This is a genomic window from Bacillus cereus group sp. N11 (assembly GCF_016483605.1).
In the GTDB taxonomy this organism is placed as follows: domain Bacteria; phylum Bacillota; class Bacilli; order Bacillales; family Bacillaceae_G; genus Bacillus_A; species Bacillus_A toyonensis.
The window spans coordinates 99588-120617 of the sequence record NZ_JAEHBN010000001.1 but is presented as its reverse complement, the minus strand read 5'-3'; the positions used below and the strand labels follow the sequence as shown (position 1 = coordinate 120617).

Here is a 21030-nt window from a genome sequence, read left to right as displayed (position 1 = left end):
ATTATACAAATGAAATGATTGGAAGTAAAATGAATTCAAAAGAAAGGAAGTGCTCTAATATGCCATTTGTTACTGTTTATCATCCTGAAGAATTATCCGATAATAAGTTATTAAAAAATGTAAGTATCAAAATCCATCATTCATTAATGGAACATTTTAATATCCCCGAAAACGATTATTTCCAAATGTTTTTACCTTATCCATCTCATCAGCTGTTTTATGATTCTTCTTATCTATTAGAGGATTCAACAAAACGATCTAATAATATGATTTATGTTTCAATTACGTGTGGACCAGGAAGAACAATGAATCAAAAAAAGGATTTGTATAATGCTATAGCAACTACCACAGCTACTATATTACACATCTCTAGTGCTGATGTTTTCATTACTTTACATGAGACATCAATTGAGAACTGGTCATTTGGTCAAGGAATAGCTCAAATGTTACATCAACATAATAACTAGATTTTATATTCTTTAAAACAATATAAACTTACCGCTCTCTATAACTAAATAGAAAGTGGTAAGTTTAATTTACTAGCAATATCAGAACGGAACTCTGGTGTATACAAGACAGTAAACGTATATCCCTGCTCAATAAATAATACTTCATTATGTTTACATTCATATGGAACACTATTTTTCTTCAAATTATTTTGTATTCGTTGTAAAAATGCTTGATCTGGTGTTCCGAAAGAAACGTGTACTTTTGGTGGTAAAGCTTTCATAGCAATTGGAATCCAAGCTCGCTGCCACCAAGTTGCAACAATGTATGCAGTGCCACCTATAACAAAGTTAAAAATGTCCCCATCTTCCATCGTTTTCATATTTAGATTTGATTTCAACCACTCCGTAAATACAGGTACACTTTTAACAGGAAGACCAATTTCCCTTACGTATAAAACGTTTAACGGTGAATGTGAAACTAATACCTCTTCATTAATATAACTATGTGCGATAATTTCAAGAAGATTTCCATCACCGTCTTTAAAGTATAAATTGAATCGACCGCTCTCCTCGTCAATTGTATGACCATCTTTCCATTTCACAATGAGTAAACCAGATCCTTCAAGCCAGTTTGCTGTTTCTTGAAATTTTGAATATGGAATCTCAAAAGCGAAATGCGCAGGTGCAATTGGTTCATACACTTCCTGAAAACTAATTGTTGTGTATGGCGTTACTTCAAATTGAATAAATGATGCTGTTTCTTTTTTTATCGGAAAAGATAATATATCTCTGTATACTTGTTTTACTCCTTCTATAGAAACAGTTTGTAGTTTAATATCTGAAAAGTGTGTAATCATTATAATAAACCTCCAAATTCATTATTTCTATTAGTATTGTATTTCAAAAACTAACAGGAAAAATCCATCTGGAGATTGAAACTTTAATTAACAAACTACTACTTTTGTATTAGAACTGTTGCGTTAACATTTCAGCTAATACAATCTAAGCTTTAAGCAGTTTGCGTTTTAGTACAAATAATTAGTATGAACGACCACTTCAAGATATAATGAATAATATTTTAAGCTAAAAGGAGTGTTGTGTTGTGACGCAAAGAATTTCTTACTATGATGCTGCACCTGATGCTATGAAAATTATGATGGACATGGAAAAGTACACAAAACAATCCACGATTAATCGAACGACTAGAGAACTTATTAAAATTAGAGTTTCTCAAATCAATGGCTGTGCTTACTGCATAGATTTACATACATCTGATGCACGAAAAATGGGAGAGACTGAACAAAGAATTTATTGCTTAAGTACTTGGGGTGAATGTAATTTTTATACAGCGGAGGAAAAAGTCGCAATTGAATTAGCTGAGCATATTACACTTATTCCTACTAAAAGAGTTCCTGATTCCCTATACAAACGAGTATGTGAACATTATGATGAAAAACAATATATTGACCTTGTCTTGATTATTAATCAAATTAATAGTTGGAATAGAATTTCTATCGCGATGGGAAATACACCGGCAAAAAAATAACACTTTAAGCAAACAACTTACTCAATACGTTTTATTACATCCACTTCAAAAAGGTTGTTTCTAATACATTACAAGAATCAACCTTTTTAAATTATATTGGACTTTACCAATGTTTTCTAATTTCTTCTACTATAACCTCCGGATAATCCCAATGTAACAGATGGGTAGAATTCGGGATTAGTTTTAATGTCGCTTTTGTTCTCTCACTAAAAATACTCGCTGTCTTCCCTCTATACTCATCCCAAATTTCTGGTACTGTAGCACGAAGTAATATTATATTAGATGGTAACTCCTCATATATATCCATTGTTTCATCCTTATGCATACCCTTTACGATATTACCAGCTGTTGTACCCCTCGCATGCCAACATACTTTATTATCTATTTCTATACCAAGATCCTTAACTGCAAGTTCTAATAATGGAGACCATCTTGTATACACTTCTTTTTCACTTTTAAAGAAATCATCCCAACTATTAAATACATACTCTTCAAAGTCCTTTTCATAATAAGCAATTTCTTCTTCCAACGTTTCTTCTTGAAGCCTTTTCGTTTGGTACCCTCCATCAATGAGAATACTCCCTAATACCTTTTCTGGATTATGTAACAAATAAAATAGCGCTACAAAACTTCCCCACGAATGTGATAGAAAATAAAAATGTTCAATTTTTAGTTCATTTATTATTTCATTTAACCAATTTGCTAAGTTTTGCATCTCATAATCTTCTGTTCTCTCAAAGGGCGGTGTTTTACCATACCCAGGTGCATCAATGGATATAAGTCTATACTCTTCCTTTAGTTTTTCTGCGATTTCTATAAAACTTAAACTGGTACTACCTAATCCATGTAAACAAAAAATAACGGGCTTATCATTTTCTGCCCACTCAGTAATATGTACGTTTAATTTTTCATTGTTAATATAGTAACGTTTCAAAACAGTTATCCTCCATATTTTAATTTTCAAATTTACATTATGATTATTTCTATTTTTTTCAATTTCACCCTGCTTTTTTCCATACAAAAAAGCAAATTTTCTTTAAAAGAAAATCTGCCTTTACGCTAATGTATATTATTTAACAGCAATAATCATAAACCTCTTTGAATTCGTACGAATCCCCTTTTCAGAACTATTCGCGTCGATGAACTTTTGTAAAATAGTAAAATCCTCTTCCTCTTCTCCAAAATTAGGAATAATAGGCGTATGTTTTAATAAAAAAATGAGATCTTCAGGTGTACTGTAATAATCGGTAACATCATATTCACGTACTTGCACGAGTTCAAATCCTGCACTAATAAGTTCACTCATATACTTTTCTTTTAAAGTGCCATCTCTTTCACCTAAACATTGTCCTCTGCCAAATGCTTCTTTAAGGTTTAATTTATCATGTTCACAAACTTGTTGCGTTAAGAAAAAAGCACCTTTTTTTATTACTTTTGCTAACTCAGATGCTAGAAAAGGTGCATGACAACTAGAAGCAATATCAAAATAAGCATGCGGAAACGTTAAAGCTTCAGAACCCATTTGGAGAAACTTAACATTTTGTACACCTGCTTTTTTCAAGTTGGAATGTGCTGTTTCAATCATGCCATTAGAATTATCTATTCCAATTAACAATTTAGCTGAAGATGCTATGTTAAGTACATTCTCTCCTCCACCTGTACCTACATCAAGTAGCATGTCTGATGGTTTGCATCTTTCTTTCACTTCGCCATAAAAATCCCAAGTGCCTCCTACCGTTTCACATTTCAGCTTACTGAAATCCCACCCATTTAATCTTCCTACTTTATCATAAAAGTTTTTGTACTCTAATTCGTTCATTTTATTATTTCCCCTTTGTAAAATGCCTGAAATGTTTAATACGGATGATTCTCAAAGTAAACTCATAGTGTATATTTTCGTAAAGCTTCTTTTATATCTAGTATGCATTTTTTCAGCCCCGAACAACTAGTTACTTCGTATAATATAGGATTGCATCTACCCCATCTAAATTGGAAGATTCTATGTATAATAATATAATTTAATTATATATAATAAAATATAAATTATCAAAAAAGTACCTTTCTGCAAAACTATTTAGTTTACATAATAATTTTATAGTCTATTTTTATCAATAAATTCTAAATGTCCTCTACCCCAACCACACATACTATCCAACACCGCGCTTACCGTTTTTCCATGCTCAGATAAACTATATTCCACTTTAGGTGGTATTTCTTGATACATTTCACGTTTTATTAGTTGATCTTGCTCTAATTCACGAAGCTGCTTCGCTAATGTTCCTTGAGATATGTCGGGTATTAATCTCTTTAATTCACCAAACCGTTTCGTTCCATCTGTTAGCAAAATAAATAAAAGCAATGGCTTCCATTTCCCACCGATTATTTGTAATGTCGCTATTACCTCTTTTAATTTAGGTTCTTGTAAATCCATCTCCTCACCTCTCCCATCCCATCATAGATCATAATAAATCATTTTTCATGTTATTTCTCCGTTCACTACTTCATTAGTACGAAAGTTGCGACTAGGTACAAGTAAAGTGCCTACTTTTCAATAACCATTTTTTAACGAATAATAAAAGCAACACATATTTATTTTTAATTTTATATTAAGGGAGAGGCTTAATCATGTCTTTTACTACATTAAAAGATAAACAAATCGTTATTATTGGTGGAAGTTCTGGTATTGGATTAGCGACAGCAACACAAGCAGTTGAACAAGGCGCACATGTTATTATTGCCGGACGCTCGGAAGAAAAGCTAAAGGCTGCTCAAGAATTAATAAATAACAATCACCTTCAAACTTATGTATTGGATAATCAAAATAAAGAGCAATTACAAAATTTTTTCAAAGATGTCGGGAAATTTGATCATTTATTTACACCGGGGGCTTCTTACACACTTGGACCAATAACCACTACAGAGGAAATTGCTGAAAGTAGCTTTATCGGAAAGTTTTGGCCTCAATATTATGCCGTGAAATATGCCATTCCTTTTCTTTCAAAATCAGGATCTATCGTGTTAATGTCTGGTGCATTTAGCCAAAGGCCACTTAAAGGTGCTCCTGCTTATGGAGCTTGTAATGGTGCTATTGAAAGTTTAGGAAAAGCTTTAGCTGTTGAATTAGCTTCGATTAGAGTTAATGTTGTTTCTCCTGGAACGATACAAAGAGAGAATGAACAAAACGAAAAAAGACTAGCTGCTTATGAAGATTATAAGTCTCTTTCTCTTGTAAAAAGGCCTGGGCATAATGATGAAATTGCACATACTGTCCTGTTTTTAATGCAAAATGAGTTTACTACGGGTAGTGTATTATTTCCTGATGGAGGATACACATATCATTAAATTAATTTTATTCACCTGTATATTATCTTAAGGGCTTTACTTAAAACACAATTTCAATTAGATGAAAAAAAATTTTAAGTACCTCATTTATTCTCACATTCAAACTTATAGTGAATGAATCCAACAGACACACCATTTTTCTATACACTTTTGAGTACAATAAAATAAAAAAGGCATAAAATATGCCTTTTTTTGCTTATTTGTTGATTGGATAACAAACCTCTGTAACCCACTTATTAGGATCCGGTTCCATCGCTGGGCTCACATGATAAATATTAAACATCGGGCCTGCTAATTCGTAACCTTCCGTCTCAATCCATTTTGCGGCTGCTTCATTTACGTTTGTCATTTGTTCATAACTTCCGCTTACTGTTATAGAAGCTACTTTGATTGGCTCTATTTTTTGAAAATGAACATCTTTTGTATTTTCATGCTTTCCTAAGATATTTAGCTGTATTTCTATATCCACATCATTTTCTTTGTATTCTTGATCATGGAAGACAGCGATACTATAACTCGGGTGAGCCATACTAATATTTTTCATATGAATTTCTTGCATTAATATACTCCATAAATCGCCTTCACAATTATACGATGGAATAACCTTTCTAACAGTAGCTACATTTCTTTCTGGAATTTCTTTTATTGAAACATGATAGTTCATCTCAACAACATCCTCTCTCATCGTTTTCATTGAGTTTTCGAGGAGACGTAATTGTTTTTGAAGGTTATTCTTCTTTAATTTGAGTACTACGATTTAGAAATTGCTCCTTTATACTATCTATATTATCGCATTCTATTATTTTTTTAATGGTAGCGATATTAAACCCCATATCTTTAAACGTTTGAATTTGATTTACTTTCTTTAGTTGAGCCGCTGAATAATATCGATAACCACTTTGCTCATCGACTTTTACTGGCTGTAATAGCTCCACTTTATCGTAGTGTCTCAACATACGTATACTAATGGAAGATAATTTTGAAAAATCTCCAATTTTAAACATGGTTTCCCCCTAAAAATTCTGTCTACTTCGAAGCTCAACTTTATTTTAAACAATGACATCGTGTGAGAGTCAACTGTTTATAACAACTTGAATTATAATTCTTTAATTAATTACCTTCTTTCTGCCTTCTTAAGGCAATTAAGATTGATATTAGTCCGTTTACAGCAAATAAGATTATTATAATTCTAGTTAGTAAAGCTACATCTGCTGAAAATACTTCAATCGTATGCCACGGTGAATTTGTACTATAAGTAAGAAGTGGGATTAAAATAATTGATAATATTAGAAATAGACTCCCTACGAAAAACCAATTGGATTTTTTACGATTTTTCTTATGTTTATATTTTTTAATTAACATAATCGATGTAATGAAAAGTATGAGTATAATTAACGACATTACAATTTGTGTGATTGGGATATTTTTAGGGACTTCATTAGGTTCTTCACCATTCAAAATACTAATAATCCCCTTTTTCAACACCACTAGTGCCGCCTCTTCTAATACATGATTTTTATTCGTTAAAATCACACCACCCCAGCCGCTATTATTGAAAGTAAACATTTCTGCATGAGCATCGGGGGTAGATCCTGAATGCCAAATCATCGTTTCGTTGTCATTTAAATTCGTTGTTCTTAATCCAAACCCATAACTTTTTTCTGGATTTATTTTATAAAGTGGTGATAAATAAAGGTCAATATTTTCTCTCTTTAAAAATTGATTGTGCTCTTGGCGAGTTAAAAACATAATATATTGAATCATGTCTTCCAAATTCGCGGTAATATAACCATATGGTGCCCCAGCATTATCATAGGACACTACACTTTTTCTTGGTATACCAAACCAAGATTGATAGCCTGTTAAATATCCTTTTTCATATGCACTATCTTTATTTGCTGCCGCACCATTCATTTCTAATGGCTGAAAAACATGCTTTTCCATATATGAAGAATATGTTTCATTTGTTACTTCCTCAATAAGTGCACCTAAAACAATATAATTCGCATTACTATATTGATATATTTCCCCTGGTGGAGCAGTTAATTTTACATTTGAAAGTTTCATTACATTATCTTTTATTGATGTAGAACTTTTTAATTGCTTATCTGATAGCGCTAAACCTTCATATGTATTTATTCCACTCGTATGAGTTAGTAGATGTTGAATTGTTATATTCGAGGTTAATTGAGGATTTTTTAGTTTAAGCCAAGGGAGATGTTGTTGAACTGAATCCTCTAATTTTATCTTTTTGTCTTCTATTAACTTTACTATAGCTAAAGCTGTTAAAGATTTACTTATTGAACCGATTGCAAACGGTGTTTTACTAGTTACCTTTTTTTCAGACTCTCCAGTAATTCCCCACGATTTTGCGAAGAATACATCTTTATGATGTACAATTGCAACAGAAGCTCCTGGAATGTTCTGCTCCTTTATAAATTTTTCAATGTACTTATCTAAAGTAACTTTAATATTTTGCTCAGCATAAACTTTTGGATGTACGATACATAATATTAATACATTACAAAGAATACAAATTTGAAATAATTTATAGATAATTTTCTTCATTATACTTTAGATAGCTTTCTTTTTTTATAAATTACTAGGCTAATAAATACTAATACAGAGAGTGTAAAACTAATCATTATTAATACATAGTTCCACCACTGATTCTCTGCTATACGATATAAAAGATTATAATTAAATGAATTTTTACTATGAGTTGAATTATATGATTCAGCTAAAAATATTGAAAGTGTAGTTTGTGAGATGAGGTAAGTAATAAATGCGATGAATATGCCACTTAATAGTAGTGAATTTGATTTTCCATTTTCATTTTGAAATTGTTTCATTTTTACTCGTATATCAATTTCATTTATTTCCAAAAAATCTTGAACAAATAATTGAGGAGTTCCTAGATCGTTTAGACTATCCTCACCATCTTCATGACATTCCTGAAAATGTTCTAATAATTGTCGTTTAATATTTTCCCTTTCTTCTATACTTATATCGTATTGCTTTAATTCTTTAAGTACGTCAGTTAAAAATTGCTGTTCTTTACCTTTTAGTTCATTCCTCATTTCAAAAGGTCTCCTTTCAAACCGCTTTTTAATAATGTTTGAATATCAGATTGCAATTCTAGCCACTCATTAATTTTCTTCTCAAGTCGTATTTTCCCGCTGTCATTAATTTCATAATAAATTCTAACTTTGCCACTGGCTGTTACTTCTTGATATGTATTAACCCATTCTTGATTTTTCAACTTAGTTAAAATGGGATAAATACTTCCTACTCCTTTCAATTTTAAATTGTGTACTTCAAGCTCTTTCATAATTTCATATCCATAACTTTTCTTTCTCGATAAAATCGATAATACACACATTTCTAAATGACCTTTAATTAAACTCGTTCTGTCCATAGGATAAATTTAACAGAAATATATACTTCATTCAAGTATATATTTCTGTTAAATTTAAAAAATCAGACAATAAAACAAAAAGGTTTATAAACACCCAAAATTAGCACTCATGACCTATATTTATCTCTAATTTTCATTTTTATAACATAATTATTACATAATATATCAACCTTTTATCCCTTTTAGTTTTCATTCTCCCTTCCACTTATACTTCTTTCCATAGTGAGAAATATTGTATGTGGGACATAAAAATACTAAAAAATCCAACTTCTTAATTTTGACATTAAGAAGTTGGATCTTCTTTCGTTATTTCGTAATAATCATACTGTGCTATTACATTTACCATTAAGAATACACGCTAAATATTAATTGAGTTAGTGGTTTTAATAACACATAAACTAATAAAAGTTTACTTATTAATCTCTAAACATTCATAAACAGCCATCATATCTCGTTTATCCAACTCACGAATACGATTAAAAATCGGTATTTCTGCAACAGCCTCCGTTAATAAACTTTCATCCACAACATCACTAACTGTTCCAGTTAACCATGTTTGCACATCTATGCCATCAACAATTTCTTTAAGCCCTTCATCATTAATACCACTTGCATTACAAGTGACACATGGAATTGTTAATTTAAACACGCCATCATGTAGGTTATCTTCAGTTATAACTTTCTTTCCGTTACAGAATGGACATGGGTTGCTTTTTTTAATTTTATTAATTTGTGTAACTAATTTTTTGTAACCAAATGCTTCGTAAACATATGTTAGTTTTTTATATTTTCCATTTGTGAAATACTGATCTATAATGGTTTCTCTTGTTTCATAAACATTAGAAAAATCACAAATAGTTACTTGATTATTGGCACTAATGGATTCTATATTCCCTTTAATTTCGTCCCAGAATGGTAAAACATTTTGTAACACTATTTCATAATTTGAAAAACTTGCTTGTCCTAATTCGAACATTTTCAGTGCAACTTGTACTTTTCTTGGCAATAAAGAAACATCTTCCGTCAATCTCATATCTCCCCCTATTATAGACTTCAATTTAACGAGTGCCGGTAAATTACCAACTGTGTTCAACACTTCATCCATAGGCTGATTAATTATTTCACGAATATCTGAGTTTCCAAACTTAAGCGATTTATGATGATTTAAAACCGTCCCCTCACAAATTGGACATGTCATGATTTCTTTAGATTCCTTAATTTGTTCTTTAATAGCTGCTTTAGAAATCACAATATATCCACCAATGATCGTATTAAATCCTACCCATGTTCTACGTGTCTTACCTTTCTTATCATAAAATGATTTTTCAAAATACCCGTACCAAAATGTATGTTTTTCCTCTTCTGACATATCATTATAGCTCTTTGATAAATCATGACCGAGTTCATTTTTAATTTCTTCAAATAAAAATTCTATTTTTTCATATTGATAAAATTTCAATACTTTCATGATTTCCGGATCGAATAAACCATCCCAAAATGGAACATTTTTATCTTGTATTGTAATGTCTTTATTAAAGATTTCAATCTTAAGGCGACCTGAACAAGACGGACAGTGATTATCCTGTGAATAAAAATCAAAACTTCTCGTATCTTTATTGGTTGGATGGGAAGCTATAATTTGATTAATTAATCCACCAATCTCATATAAAAAACTATATTGACTATACAAATGTCTTTCAAGATCAATAGCAATTATTGGTGCAATTGTATCAGATTCATATTCGCCATAAATTAATCGGGCCATTGATGATAAACTTTTTAAAATACCACCCTTATAAACGTTTTCAGCATTTTTAAAATAGTTAATATGATTTTCTTTTACATAGTGAATTCCTTCTTTACGCTTTAGCGTTGAAGAAATATGTATTTGCGCAGCCTTTTTCACACTACTCTTTTGACGATAATAATCATTATGACTAATAACATCAAGATGTTCTACAGATTCAAGCTGTCTTTTCCCAAAATCAACAATATAATCCGAACTTTCTAGCATGTAACTATTATGTTCAATCATTATGATTGAGACTGATTCATCTTGTAAAATCCCTCTGACACTATCTATAAATTGATTTAAAATATTTTGTGATAAACCTTTTGAAGGCTCATCAAAAATAAATAAAGTATGTGGGTTTCTTGTGTTGGCAAATAACTCCGACACTAAATGAACACATTGAAACTCACCTGTTGATAATGTTTGTGTTTTTCTTTCTAATGTTAAATAGCCGAGTCCTAATTTGATTAGTAAACTCAAGCGCTTATATGCGATATCTTCATTTGGAAGGTCATCAATAATATCCTCAATTGAACGTTCAAAAATATCATCAATTTCTTCACTATACTTTGTCAGTTTCTTTTTAATATCAAGGAAAGTAGCAACGGTTGATCGACTTGTAATTGACTGATTGCGATCTTGTCCTACCATAACAAGTTTGTCTTTTGGATATCGCTTTTGAAAATCTTTAGCGATACATTCATTAACAAGTGTAGATTTTCCACATCCTGATTCCCCTGTAACAGTTACAAGTCTATTTTTAGGAATCTGAAACTTAGTCATTTGGATATTTCGACAATATAATTCATGGAATGTATAATATTCTGTTGGCATTTCGTTATTTCGTTCTGATAGTAATGGCTTTGGCCTTGGTGATTCTTTCACAATTTTCCCGCCATATTTTCCACTACCAGGTCCAAAGAATAATTGCTCATCAGTTGTATCCAGTACTGTATCTGAATGATCAATGAGCCAAATTTGATTTTTGCACCCTAATTTTTTGATTTCTTCTAATATTTGTAATAATGTTACGTGATCAAGCCCCACAGAAATCTCATCAATAATAATTACTGCATTTTCACTTACTGCCATGAATTCAGCTAAGTAAAGTCGTGTTAATTCTCCACCTGACAACGTACCCATAATTCGATTTAATGTTAAATAGCTAATGTTCATATTAATAATATTTTGTAAAATGTGTTGTTTTGCTTCACTAATATTTAATTCTTCTGCTAATGAAAGAATAGATTCAACACTTAAATCGTTAATATCCGAAATTGTATGTGGTGTAGCAAATAACTCAATAGTATGTTGTTCAACTTCTTCACTAAAACGTTTTCCTTTACATTTTTTACACTCAATATTTTTAGTAGTACCACGCCCTTTACAAGCAGCACACCAACCTAGCGGATTATTAAATGAAAAAACCTCAGGAGATAGATTAAATTCTTCAGCAAGTTTTTCACGAATCTCTTTAAAAACACCTGTATGAGTACCAATTGTCGAGCGCGGATTGGAAGAAATCGATGATTTCCCTAGAAAAAGGACTAAAGGCATTTCTTCCATCTTAATAGCACTAAAATTAGTCTCCATTATATTAGGAAATAAATATTGATATTCAGCCTTTGGCAATAAGGAAACTAGACGCTTCTTTGATTCTTCACCAATTGTTTGACAAAGAGTTGTTTTTCCAGATCCAGATAAACCAGCAATACCAAGTGATTTATTAAACGGAATGATAGCATCTAATTTATTTATGTTATTTGCAATTAATTGATTTACTTTCATATTAACCTCTATTCTTATTTTCTTGAAAAATCATTTTCATAATATAATAATTACATAATGAATATTACCTATTATGTAATTATCCTTTCAGTTCATGAATCTTAACCTTGTATTTTTCAAACCATTGTTGCCACTCATCTTTTGGAAATTCTTTCTCTTTTCCTTCTAACACGGAAGAAAAAAGTTCTAAACAAATATGCCAACCAGCAATATCTTTCGGTGTATGATCTGTTAATTCATGAATGAATTCTTTAAGAAGTAATAGGGATCCATTTCCTGCTTTATGTATTTCAAATCGGACACGATCTTTATCCCATTTGAATTCAAGTACTGCATTTAGTTGACACTCTAAAATATCGATATTTAAAAATGAACCATCCATCATATCGAACTTTATCATTCCACCTGTTTTAAGGTTTTCAATCTGCAAATTAGACATCCATTTTTTAAGCTTACTGTTTTCAGTTAACACAGACCAAACTTCCTCTATCGTATAAGGAAATTGGCGTTGAAATTTTACAATATACCCATTAGATTGTTTCTCTATCTCAGCTAACATATTTATTCCCCTCACTCTCGCGTAGAATGTATGTTCTTATTTTACACGAATTTATGCATAAAAGAAATCTATATGGCAGCTAAATATTAATTTAATGTGTAATACACTTCCAACAACACCATACCCCTCTGTTGTAATTTCTTTCGCATTAGGAAAAAACAAAATCACTTTCCCGTATAGCTCAGTAAGTGGTAAATCAGGAGAATACAAAGTGTTTTCAGTAATTAATGAATGGCTATTTAAAACTACTCTAACATTCATGAACTTTACGATTCAGGCTATTTTTAAACAACAAAAACACGTTACTATTTTTAATGAGAATAGTAACGTGTTTTTTACGTAATATATTTCTGTAGACAGAATCACATCCAAGTGCAAAGTTTTATGGAAGCCAAATGTACCACTTAACTACTAACATCTTAGTAAGTAATAACTTCATCTAAACATTATTGTGTGTAAAAAAAAGCCAAACTATTTTTCAGTTAGTGACATTCGCCCTTCGGTACCGATAATATAATTTACACTTAAGACAAACTGCCTTTTTTGTTTTACTTATTTTTCACTTTATTTTTTCTGGATTATGAATTCTTTTCTTCAAACGAATGATGCCTATGCCTGCCATTATTTTTGTATCTTTCTACATTTACGAACCAAAGTGAGTACTGTTGCTGCAATAACCATCAACATGCCCATTATTGCACTGTTAGTTGTACTTGCACCCGTTTTTGGAAGCTCTTTATATGTATATTCTTTTTTATCATAATTACTATTGTTTGATATATTACTATTACTAGCAAGACCATTAGCTTTGCTAGTCTCTTTATCTTTCACTAGTACTTTTTGTATTGCCTTTACCTCATTACCTACGGAATCTTTGACACTATATATTATTTCATAAGTATCAGCTTTAGATGTATCTACTTTACCATCAACTTTTACTTTAGAAGTAAGGTCATCGTTCTTTTTATTAGTAGCTGATACTCCTACCATTGGGTCAAATTGATCATTCTCATTAATTGTAGTTGTAGCAGGTACTTTTAGTATTGGGTTGTCATTTTTAACTTCTTCTCTAACTTTAACCGTTACAGTTTGTTTCGCAGTTACTTCATGACCTTTAGAGTCTGTAACTGTGTATGTTAATGCGTAAGTACCAGCTTTAGATGTATCTACTTTACCATCAACTTTTACTTTAGAAGTAAGATCGCCATCTTCTTTATCAATAGCTAATACTTCTGTCATCGGAACAAATGAATCTCCTACATTAATAGTCACTCCAATAGGCGCTGTTAATTTAGGCTCTATATCTAATATTTCTTCATTTTTCTCTACAATTACAGTCTGCGTATCCGTTGCATTCCCCCCTTGGGAATCGACAACCAAGTAGTTCACAATGTATTTACCTGGTTTAGATGTATCTACATCGCCTTTATGCTGTACTCTATTTGTTAAATCACCATCTTCTTTATCAGCAGCTGTTACATTTCTCATCGGGTCAAACGTATCACCTACACGTAGTGTAATTGTAGACGGTACAGTTAACTCTGGGACTTGGTTTTCGGCAGTTTTTTCGTTTTCTTTCACTGCTCCCTTAATTTTTGCTGAATCAAAAGCTTTTTGGACCGCTTGAACCTCAATTGAGTTCGCTCCATATTTGTTTGTTGCAACTTTAAGGCACGCTAATCTCAATTCTGAGAAATTAGAAGTCATGTTCAATTCATCAGTATTTGCATAGTAGAAAATATCAAACATTTTATCTTCACCAATACCATTTACAGTTACACCATTATGAGTACCACCTTGAGCAATTAAATACGCAACTTTATTAATAATACTTGAGTTGAAATGAATGCCTCCATTATCCTCTCCATTTAAATCATTATATTTACTATAATCATCTGGATATGGTACTCCATTTGAATAATTGATTGAAGATGGATTTTTCATATTACGGAAAACCGATCCAGTTTGTTCTCCTGTTGTCCAGTTAAATTCCCCGTTATTTATGTATTTCTCAATAGCCGTTCCCATAATATCAGATAACGCTTCGTTAATTGCACCAGATTCTCCGAAAAATTCAAGGTTAGATTCGCTAGAGGTAACCGCATGTGTAAATTCATGGCCCACTATATCGAACGCTTTCACCATGGGGTCACCATATATAAGCATACTAATATTATTAATATTTGCACTAAATGCATTCTCCCAATTTTTAGGGTTATTTGTTCCTCCAGAATCCCATGCATGTACAACTGATACTACTTTTTTTCCCTTATTATCAAAACTATTACGCTTGTATTTATCTTTATAAAAATCATATACCTTTGTTGCTAAAAAATGAGCACTTACCGCCTTTGGATCAGTAAATGTTGGTGAAGTGCTAGTTACTAATATACCAGGATAATATTTTTCTTCATTTGTAATATCTCTATAATTTACATCATATGTCTCAATTCCTTGCCCTCTTGTGTAATCAGCAAGAGCATATTTCCCATTACTTTGTTCAGAAATACCAAAAGTGCGAGTTATACCTAAATCATCTTTTCCTGTTCCAGTTAGTGATACGAAATTGTTTTTTCTACTTTCCTTTAAAGGTTCAACATGCTCTTCACTTACTTTTAAACCTGATTCTTGTACCATATTTTTCAACATTTCACCATTATCGGCATTCACTAAATAAGTTCCAGATACATAGCTTGGTGTTGCAGCAGCAAATGTAACTTGATATGCATTTGAAGCTTGTCCATTATTTTCATCCACAAAAATAACTTCCTTAACTTCTGGTTCAGAAATGAACTTGATATCGCTCCCGTACTTCGTATAAATATATTGTTTGGCTTCTTCTTTTGATAGCTTAATAGGCTTTTTCAAATCTTCTTGTTTTAAATTTTGCGCGCTATCGCCTGAAACACTTTTAATAACACCCTTATTATCTACGTGTGCAGTTAATTGATGGCCATATACTTCTTTTCCTTCGTATGTTTGCTGCATACGTACGAGTGTAGTCCCATCATACGAACCACGTTTTTGAAAGACTTTATAATCTACTCCTGTTTCTCCATTGACTTGCTTTGGAGAAAGCGCTTGTTCTGTTTTCTCCTTAAGTGCATCCTTTACTACATTTTCTGGTGTCTTTTGTGACGGTTGAGTAAGTTCACCTGAGCGGAACGATTCCTCCTTCATTTGAACTTGTAGTTGATCTGTTTCCTCTGCATGACCTATTCCGTATGGCGCTACAGCTGTTAAAGCCAATCCTGTTGTTAATGCAACTATAGCTATTTCTTTTTTATTTTTCATGATATTTACCTCTTATAATTTCCTAAAATATAAAACTGTTAAAAATTATACTATTCATTCGTATCAAAAAAAGAAAATAAAAAGCATATAAAATTAAACAAAATCGCATAATTTAATGACGTTAATTCATTATTTAAATATAATTATTCTAGAGAAAATCACTGCTTTTAATGAACTTTTTTATAGATATATATAAGGTTCGATAAATTAAATTTCACGTGTAAATTCTCTTTTTTTTAAAGATCCAGTTTGAGTTTTCTAAGGTTATCATAGCAAATAAGCCCTAGTAGGTTTCTATTTTCAGATCTTTCTATTTTAATTTTCATCAATAAATGAAGTCATATAAAAGTGAATTGTGTAACACAATATATTAATTACAGATATAAAGCATATTATAAAAAGGTGACTTCTGTAATCAACAAAAGTCACCTTCTTACAATAGATTCGCAATACATATTATCCCAAAAATGTTTATAATGTATAATTTCTATGTAACAAAGAAAAATAATTTATTAACGAGCATTTTCCAAAACTTTTATTAGGTCATTTATATTTTCAATTTTCTGTTGAAACTGATCAAATTTGCTATGTAGCAATGAAGGATTTTTATCTTCTCTTGAAATAACTTGTTTTAATTCGTGCTCTAATTTATCATACGCATCAAAGAAATTATCAAATTCTACACTTACAAGCTCGTCATTTTCACGATAAAATCTTTTTGCTTCTATATAAGTCATATATGATTTATTTAAAAATCCTAATGAAATTAAATATTTAGAAGTGTTTTCTTGATAAATAGCAATATCACATGCTGTTTTAATATCAGAATAAGTCTTTTGAATAAAACATTGTAATTCAAGAATCTTAAACTTTAAACCATAATTCATTTCATTCCCTCCCATCCTATCTATTCTACATAAAATAATAATATTTTACAAAATAAAATATTATTATGAAAGTGACATTTAAAAAGATAACGAAAGAAGAAACAAATTCAAACTTTTCAATCCTTACTTTTAATCTTCAAATAATCTTTTAATTGTTATATAATAAATTAAATATATAATTAGGAGTAGATATAATGCCAGAAACATTAGAACTCATTCTTTTCATACTTATAGCAATTAGTGCTGTAGGTTATCTAATAAAAGAAATTCAAAAACCTAAGAAAAGAACGCTTGGAATTTCACTAGAATTTTTAGTTTTTTTCTGGTCAATATGGAGAATATCGACTATCATAATTTAATTTATATAATCCCTCTCCTCTCGATAAACCTTACTATTCAATCAATACTGTAAACAACTCATTTCTTAAGCATATGTCTTTAATGGAGCAGCTACCTTTTGCTAGCTGCTCTTTTCTTTCTAACCATTATACACAAATTTTCATATAATATAGTCATTCCTTTCTTATAAATTAAGCTCGTCACTTCGGTTATAAAAATGGGATTATATCCTATAATTTTTTTTAGAATCATCCATAATTTATTTCTGAAAAAGTGCTTTGTTTTACTGAAAGGTGGTTGCGGAAACAACCGCCTTTTTATTTTCAAAAAAATCTAATTTCCAAAAAACTATCCACTGCTTTCTGGAACAGTTTTATAATTTCTAACCTGCTTCCTCGTTTCTAATTCAATATGTAATCTCTCGTTATTTTACTGTCACTTTATAAATAACCTTCTAATAAAAAGACCTCCACATATAGTATGTTGGGACTTATTCACGGATTATATATGAGAAATATTTTACGCTCATAGTGAAAAAATAAAAAGCGCAAAGAATAATTCCTTCCGCTTTTTATAACAATAAATACATTTCATATTGTGCTAAAGAATTCTTTTTAAACCCAGATTTCTTTAAAAACCCTTCCAGTAAACTGTTGTTTGGAAAACTAATAGATAAACTTGATAAATTCGATTCTACTCTTGCTACTTGTAATAATTTCATCCCAATCCCAATATTTCTATAATCTTTATCTACGAAAATATAACTAATTTTACCTTGTTCATTTACACATACAGAGCCTTTTAAATCATTATCAACATATGCACCGTAATACGTATTATTTGTTTTTTCAATGTAATCAATATCATTTTGCCAATTTATATGGAAGTTAAGCCATTTCTGAATTTCAAGTTTAAATGTTTGAAATTCTAATCTTTGTACTTCAATATTTTTATTATCTTTATTTGTTAATTTAGTTACATCATTTAAATTATAATAAGAAAGATCATACACTTTTTCATAACCTAATTTGTTATAAAATTGAATCGCCCTATCATTACCTACAATAACTTCAAGAAAAAGTTGCTGGCATTCATTTTGTATCGCTTCTTCTTTATGTAGCTCAAATAACTTTTGACTTACTCCAATGCCGCGAAACTCTGGATGAACAGCTAATGTTCCACAACGCATTGTTTTTATAGTTTCATAAACCTTTATACCACCAAGTATTATGCCAACAGATTTGTCACCATCTAAAGCAAGAAAAGAGTGTTCTAGCGAGTTACCTTCTGGTCCAAAAAATCTTTGTATAAAATCTTCTTTTGAAACATCCATTTTAATGATGTAATCTGAAAATCCATCCTTAAAAGCTCCATACACTAAATCTATACTTACTTCACTACATCTTTTATATTGAATCATATAAATATAATCCTCCACTTTGGCTTGTTATATACTACATTCAAATACATGAAATGAATTCCTTTCACCAGGATCTTTTAACTATTTATTATTTACTACAGTAATCTCATAAACACGTAAAAAAGCAATTAAATGCTCACATGCTCGTTCACATGCTAACATTTTAAAAACCTTTTGTTCTTCTTTCGTTTTATCATTCGCTTGATCTGAAGCAGCTTTTAAACATAAAAATGGTTTTTTATTTATATGACATACGTAAGCGAAAGCAGCGACTTCTTGATCAACCGCCAATGCTCCGTATACAGTATGCAGTAAATATCTCATTTCGGAACTACGAATACGCTGATCTCCAGATAAGAACGTACCGAAGTGAACTGGATCATAAGATCGTATTTTTTTTATTTTTCTTACAATTGACTTTGTTGTTTCAATAGGTGTTGTTCTACCATCATATAAATTAAAAACATCTTCCCCTGAACCAGCAGCAGTAACATCGTGTTGTATTGCATTAAGTGCTACTACAATGTGACCATTTTTTACCTTATTTGATAAACTTCCGCATATTCCTGTCATAAATAGCTCGTCCGGCTGAAACTCACTTATTAATAATTGTACACAACTAGCACAACTTACTTTGCCAACACCAGTTATTGCTGAAATAATTTCCAGGTCATTTATATAATGAAAATGAAATTCCCAAGCTGCTCTTTTTTCGATGCGTTCACTCGGATAATGTTGATGCAAATACGTAAGTTCTGGTTCCCATGCGGATACGATTGCGATACGTTTCATTACACACTTCACTTCCCCTACTGTCATTTAAATAAGCTATCTATACTTTCTCGTTCATAATCTGGAATCCACTCTTTGTATTTTTCATATAAGCCTCGTATTATTTCTTTATTCTTCGCAATGACTTCACATCCTCTATCATCATAAATAAACATGACAATATCTTTCGTTGCGTTAATGAGAAATACGTCTGGATAAAAAATCTCTTTTTTGCTTCCAAAACGAGGATAAAGATTTGGAAAATCCTCATGATTAACAGCTTGAATAAGTGGTTCATATTTAATATCTTCCGCAAGACATTTTAAAGAAAATTGAGATGTACAATATAAATCTGCTTCTTCATCTTTAAATAGAAAAGGTAACGTTTCTTGTCTTATACGAAACTTTAAATCTCTCTTTTTAATATATTTATTGTATATATTTATTTTCTGTGGAGTTTTTATATTTTCCTTTTTAAACCGATAAACATTTGCTACTACAAACACTACATCTTCTTTTAAAAATATATCTTCAAATAAGTATTTATTATATGTATATAGTTGAGAGAAGTATTCCATATTTAAATCGTCGGTTCCTTCTACAATTTGATATTTATCTTTCCCAAAATCAAAATGTAGATGATTTTCCCACTGAGAGTATATGGACGGTACTAACGTAACTCCTGGAAATGTTTGATTCATATATTCTTTTAACTGCATTTTCATATCCTTTCTACTCTACAAGTTCTTTTAAATACCAATAAGCTTCTTCTAGCCACGGATGTATAACTTTCAATGTATCTTTTCTTTCCCACAAATATGAAATATATACAAAAGCAGCATGTTCTAAAGATTTTTCTAATCCATTTTTTATATCTACTAAGTATGATGGTGTCCCATTTTGATCCCACTCTATTTTATCTGCAACAAATAACACTAAATCCATCTTCGTTGCATGTTTACGCAATGTTGTATGGCAACAAATTGCACCTAAAATCTCTTCATCTTCCACTTTAAATATCTCTCTTGCGATTACTTTCGATAGTTTTTGATGAATAATCATTGGAAATTTCCGTTCTTCTTGTAATATTTCGATTCCAACTGCTTCGGCAACTTTAATCCGGTCCTCATTCGGAAAGATTGCACTTATATCATGTAAATACCCTGCAATTTCTGCTTTTTCTTCATTTTCATGAAACATTATCGCTATTTTTCGCGCTTCATTTGCCACACGAATTGAATGATGATATGTAAATTCTTTATCGTACTTTAATAGAAACTCTTTTATAGAGTGTTCTATTTTCCCAGTTGGAGTAAATGAACATATTTTATTATATAACACGTTAATCTCCTCCTTATTACGTCCCTTCAATATAATAGGAAATTCAAATAATTCTTCTATTGTTAATTCGTTATGAATGCTTTA

The 21030-nt window shown here is 30.8% G+C and carries 20 protein-coding genes and 1 pseudogene; 4 read left to right on the top strand and 17 right to left on the bottom strand.

What is annotated here, in order from left to right:
• The first annotated feature begins 59 nt into the window (after nucleotides 1-59).
• Entirely contained in the window at nucleotides 60-467 is a 408-nt protein-coding gene (locus tag JDS98_RS00595; protein WP_001117404.1) for a tautomerase family protein, read from the top strand.
• A gap of 44 nt (nucleotides 468-511) precedes the next feature.
• On the opposite strand, the gene JDS98_RS00590 is transcribed toward JDS98_RS00595, so the two are convergent.
• Complete coding sequence (locus tag JDS98_RS00590; protein WP_098711583.1) at nucleotides 512-1306, bottom strand: VOC family protein; 795 nt, start codon at nucleotides 1304-1306, stop codon at nucleotides 512-514.
• Nucleotides 1307-1551: 245 nt separating this feature from the next.
• Between JDS98_RS00590 and JDS98_RS00585 the strand changes: the two genes are divergently transcribed.
• Nucleotides 1552-1995, top strand: coding sequence for a carboxymuconolactone decarboxylase family protein (locus JDS98_RS00585; protein ID WP_000194100.1), 444 nt, complete (start codon nucleotides 1552-1554; stop codon nucleotides 1993-1995).
• A 103-nt stretch (nucleotides 1996-2098) separates the two neighbouring features.
• On the opposite strand, the gene JDS98_RS00580 is transcribed toward JDS98_RS00585, so the two are convergent.
• The 3 genes from JDS98_RS00580 to JDS98_RS00570 all read right to left on the bottom strand — a co-directional run bounded on the left by JDS98_RS00580 (nucleotide 2099) and on the right by JDS98_RS00570 (nucleotide 4426).
• On the bottom strand, nucleotides 2099-2929 hold the full coding sequence (locus JDS98_RS00580; protein WP_098711582.1) for an alpha/beta fold hydrolase: 831 nt from the start codon (nucleotides 2927-2929) through the stop codon (nucleotides 2099-2101).
• A gap of 135 nt (nucleotides 2930-3064) precedes the next feature.
• Complete coding sequence (locus tag JDS98_RS00575) at nucleotides 3065-3814, bottom strand: class I SAM-dependent methyltransferase (protein WP_098711581.1); 750 nt, start codon at nucleotides 3812-3814, stop codon at nucleotides 3065-3067.
• A 273-nt stretch (nucleotides 3815-4087) separates the two neighbouring features.
• Nucleotides 4088-4426, bottom strand: a complete 339-nt coding sequence (locus tag JDS98_RS00570; protein ID WP_199633426.1) for a winged helix-turn-helix transcriptional regulator — start codon at nucleotides 4424-4426, stop codon at nucleotides 4088-4090.
• Nucleotides 4427-4620: 194 nt separating this feature from the next.
• Here JDS98_RS00570 and JDS98_RS00565 point away from each other — a divergent pair, with 194 nt between their 5' ends.
• The gene (locus JDS98_RS00565; protein WP_000011251.1) at nucleotides 4621-5337 is read left to right on the top strand and encodes an SDR family oxidoreductase; all 717 of its coding nucleotides are present in this window, start codon (nucleotides 4621-4623) and stop codon (nucleotides 5335-5337) included.
• Between the two features lie 196 nt (nucleotides 5338-5533).
• On the opposite strand, the pseudogene JDS98_RS00560 reads toward JDS98_RS00565, so the two are convergent.
• The 9 genes and pseudogenes from JDS98_RS00560 to JDS98_RS00520 form a co-directional block, all read right to left on the bottom strand.
• Nucleotides 5534-6341: pseudogene (locus JDS98_RS00560) on the bottom strand (MerR family transcriptional regulator).
• A 106-nt stretch (nucleotides 6342-6447) separates the two neighbouring features.
• The gene (locus JDS98_RS00555) at nucleotides 6448-7905 is read right to left on the bottom strand and encodes a serine hydrolase domain-containing protein (protein WP_199631803.1); all 1458 of its coding nucleotides are present in this window, start codon (nucleotides 7903-7905) and stop codon (nucleotides 6448-6450) included.
• Nucleotides 7905-8417, bottom strand: coding sequence for a DUF1700 domain-containing protein (locus JDS98_RS00550; protein ID WP_199633425.1), 513 nt, complete (start codon nucleotides 8415-8417; stop codon nucleotides 7905-7907). Before JDS98_RS00550 ends, JDS98_RS00555 begins: the two co-directional genes overlap by 1 nt.
• The gene (locus JDS98_RS00545; RefSeq protein ID WP_000376294.1) at nucleotides 8414-8755 is read right to left on the bottom strand and encodes a PadR family transcriptional regulator; all 342 of its coding nucleotides are present in this window, start codon (nucleotides 8753-8755) and stop codon (nucleotides 8414-8416) included. The genes JDS98_RS00550 and JDS98_RS00545 overlap by 4 nt, the downstream gene beginning before the upstream one ends.
• 409 nt (nucleotides 8756-9164) lie before the next feature.
• Nucleotides 9165-12335, bottom strand: coding sequence for an ATP-binding cassette domain-containing protein (locus tag JDS98_RS00540; RefSeq protein ID WP_098711576.1), 3171 nt, complete (start codon nucleotides 12333-12335; stop codon nucleotides 9165-9167).
• Nucleotides 12336-12414: 79 nt separating this feature from the next.
• A complete protein-coding gene (locus JDS98_RS00535) occupies nucleotides 12415-12894 on the bottom strand; it encodes an SRPBCC family protein (protein WP_000879008.1) in 480 nt (159 codons plus the stop codon).
• 51 nt (nucleotides 12895-12945) lie between these two features.
• Nucleotides 12946-13155 carry a hypothetical protein gene (locus tag JDS98_RS30665; RefSeq protein WP_371399767.1) on the bottom strand — a complete coding sequence of 70 codons (210 nt, stop codon included), beginning with the start codon at nucleotides 13153-13155 and terminating at the stop codon, nucleotides 12946-12948.
• 360 nt (nucleotides 13156-13515) lie between these two features.
• The gene (locus tag JDS98_RS00525) at nucleotides 13516-16188 is read right to left on the bottom strand and encodes an immunoglobulin-like domain-containing protein (RefSeq protein WP_199633424.1); all 2673 of its coding nucleotides are present in this window, start codon (nucleotides 16186-16188) and stop codon (nucleotides 13516-13518) included.
• A gap of 512 nt (nucleotides 16189-16700) precedes the next feature.
• On the bottom strand, nucleotides 16701-17075 hold the full coding sequence (locus JDS98_RS00520) for a hypothetical protein (protein WP_001106151.1): 375 nt from the start codon (nucleotides 17073-17075) through the stop codon (nucleotides 16701-16703).
• A 194-nt stretch (nucleotides 17076-17269) separates the two neighbouring features.
• Here JDS98_RS00520 and JDS98_RS00515 point away from each other — a divergent pair, with 194 nt between their 5' ends.
• Nucleotides 17270-17434 carry a hypothetical protein gene (locus JDS98_RS00515; RefSeq protein ID WP_001115306.1) on the top strand — a complete coding sequence of 55 codons (165 nt, stop codon included), beginning with the start codon at nucleotides 17270-17272 and terminating at the stop codon, nucleotides 17432-17434.
• Between the two features lie 551 nt (nucleotides 17435-17985).
• Here JDS98_RS00515 and JDS98_RS00510 read toward each other — a convergent pair.
• The 4 genes from JDS98_RS00510 to yqeK form a co-directional block, all read right to left on the bottom strand.
• Complete coding sequence (locus tag JDS98_RS00510; protein ID WP_087969219.1) at nucleotides 17986-18834, bottom strand: GNAT family N-acetyltransferase; 849 nt, start codon at nucleotides 18832-18834, stop codon at nucleotides 17986-17988.
• 81 nt (nucleotides 18835-18915) lie between these two features.
• Nucleotides 18916-19653 carry a 5'-methylthioadenosine/S-adenosylhomocysteine nucleosidase gene (gene mtnN / locus JDS98_RS00505; protein ID WP_140158459.1) on the bottom strand — a complete coding sequence of 246 codons (738 nt, stop codon included), beginning with the start codon at nucleotides 19651-19653 and terminating at the stop codon, nucleotides 18916-18918.
• A complete protein-coding gene (locus JDS98_RS00500) occupies nucleotides 19650-20324 on the bottom strand; it encodes a DUF3885 domain-containing protein (RefSeq protein ID WP_002156408.1) in 675 nt (224 codons plus the stop codon). The genes mtnN and JDS98_RS00500 overlap by 4 nt, the downstream gene beginning before the upstream one ends.
• A 13-nt stretch (nucleotides 20325-20337) precedes the next feature.
• Entirely contained in the window at nucleotides 20338-20946 is a 609-nt protein-coding gene (gene yqeK, locus JDS98_RS00495) for a bis(5'-nucleosyl)-tetraphosphatase (symmetrical) YqeK (protein ID WP_199633423.1), read from the bottom strand.
• Between the last annotated feature and the right edge of the window lie 84 nt (nucleotides 20947-21030).

Bases quoted from the DNA above. Each gene is read 5' to 3' on its own strand.
- JDS98_RS00565 (WP_000011251.1), top strand. From the start codon at position 4,621: ATGTCTTTTACTACATTAAAAGATAAACAAATCGTTATTATTGGTGGA.
- JDS98_RS30665 (WP_371399767.1), bottom strand. From the start codon at position 13,155: ATGAATGTTAGAGTAGTTTTAAATAGCCATTCATTAATTACTGAAAAC.
- mtnN (WP_140158459.1), bottom strand. From the start codon at position 19,653: ATGACAGTAGGGGAAGTGAAGTGTGTAATGAAACGTATCGCAATCGTA.
- JDS98_RS00570 (WP_199633426.1), bottom strand. From the start codon at position 4,426: ATGGATTTACAAGAACCTAAATTAAAAGAGGTAATAGCGACATTACAA.
- JDS98_RS00525 (WP_199633424.1), bottom strand. From the start codon at position 16,188: ATGAAAAATAAAAAAGAAATAGCTATAGTTGCATTAACAACAGGATTG.
- JDS98_RS00520 (WP_001106151.1), bottom strand. From the start codon at position 17,075: ATGAATTATGGTTTAAAGTTTAAGATTCTTGAATTACAATGTTTTATT.
- JDS98_RS00550 (WP_199633425.1), bottom strand. From the start codon at position 8,417: ATGAGGAATGAACTAAAAGGTAAAGAACAGCAATTTTTAACTGACGTA.
- JDS98_RS00515 (WP_001115306.1), top strand. From the start codon at position 17,270: ATGCCAGAAACATTAGAACTCATTCTTTTCATACTTATAGCAATTAGT.
- JDS98_RS00575 (WP_098711581.1), bottom strand. From the start codon at position 3,814: ATGAACGAATTAGAGTACAAAAACTTTTATGATAAAGTAGGAAGATTA.
- JDS98_RS00510 (WP_087969219.1), bottom strand. From the start codon at position 18,834: ATGATTCAATATAAAAGATGTAGTGAAGTAAGTATAGATTTAGTGTAT.
- JDS98_RS00500 (WP_002156408.1), bottom strand. From the start codon at position 20,324: ATGCAGTTAAAAGAATATATGAATCAAACATTTCCAGGAGTTACGTTA.
- JDS98_RS00595 (WP_001117404.1), top strand. From the start codon at position 60: ATGCCATTTGTTACTGTTTATCATCCTGAAGAATTATCCGATAATAAG.
- JDS98_RS00590 (WP_098711583.1), bottom strand. From the start codon at position 1,306: ATGATTACACACTTTTCAGATATTAAACTACAAACTGTTTCTATAGAA.
- JDS98_RS00545 (WP_000376294.1), bottom strand. From the start codon at position 8,755: ATGGACAGAACGAGTTTAATTAAAGGTCATTTAGAAATGTGTGTATTA.
- JDS98_RS00555 (WP_199631803.1), bottom strand. From the start codon at position 7,905: ATGAAGAAAATTATCTATAAATTATTTCAAATTTGTATTCTTTGTAAT.
- JDS98_RS00540 (WP_098711576.1), bottom strand. From the start codon at position 12,335: ATGAAAGTAAATCAATTAATTGCAAATAACATAAATAAATTAGATGCT.
- JDS98_RS00535 (WP_000879008.1), bottom strand. From the start codon at position 12,894: ATGTTAGCTGAGATAGAGAAACAATCTAATGGGTATATTGTAAAATTT.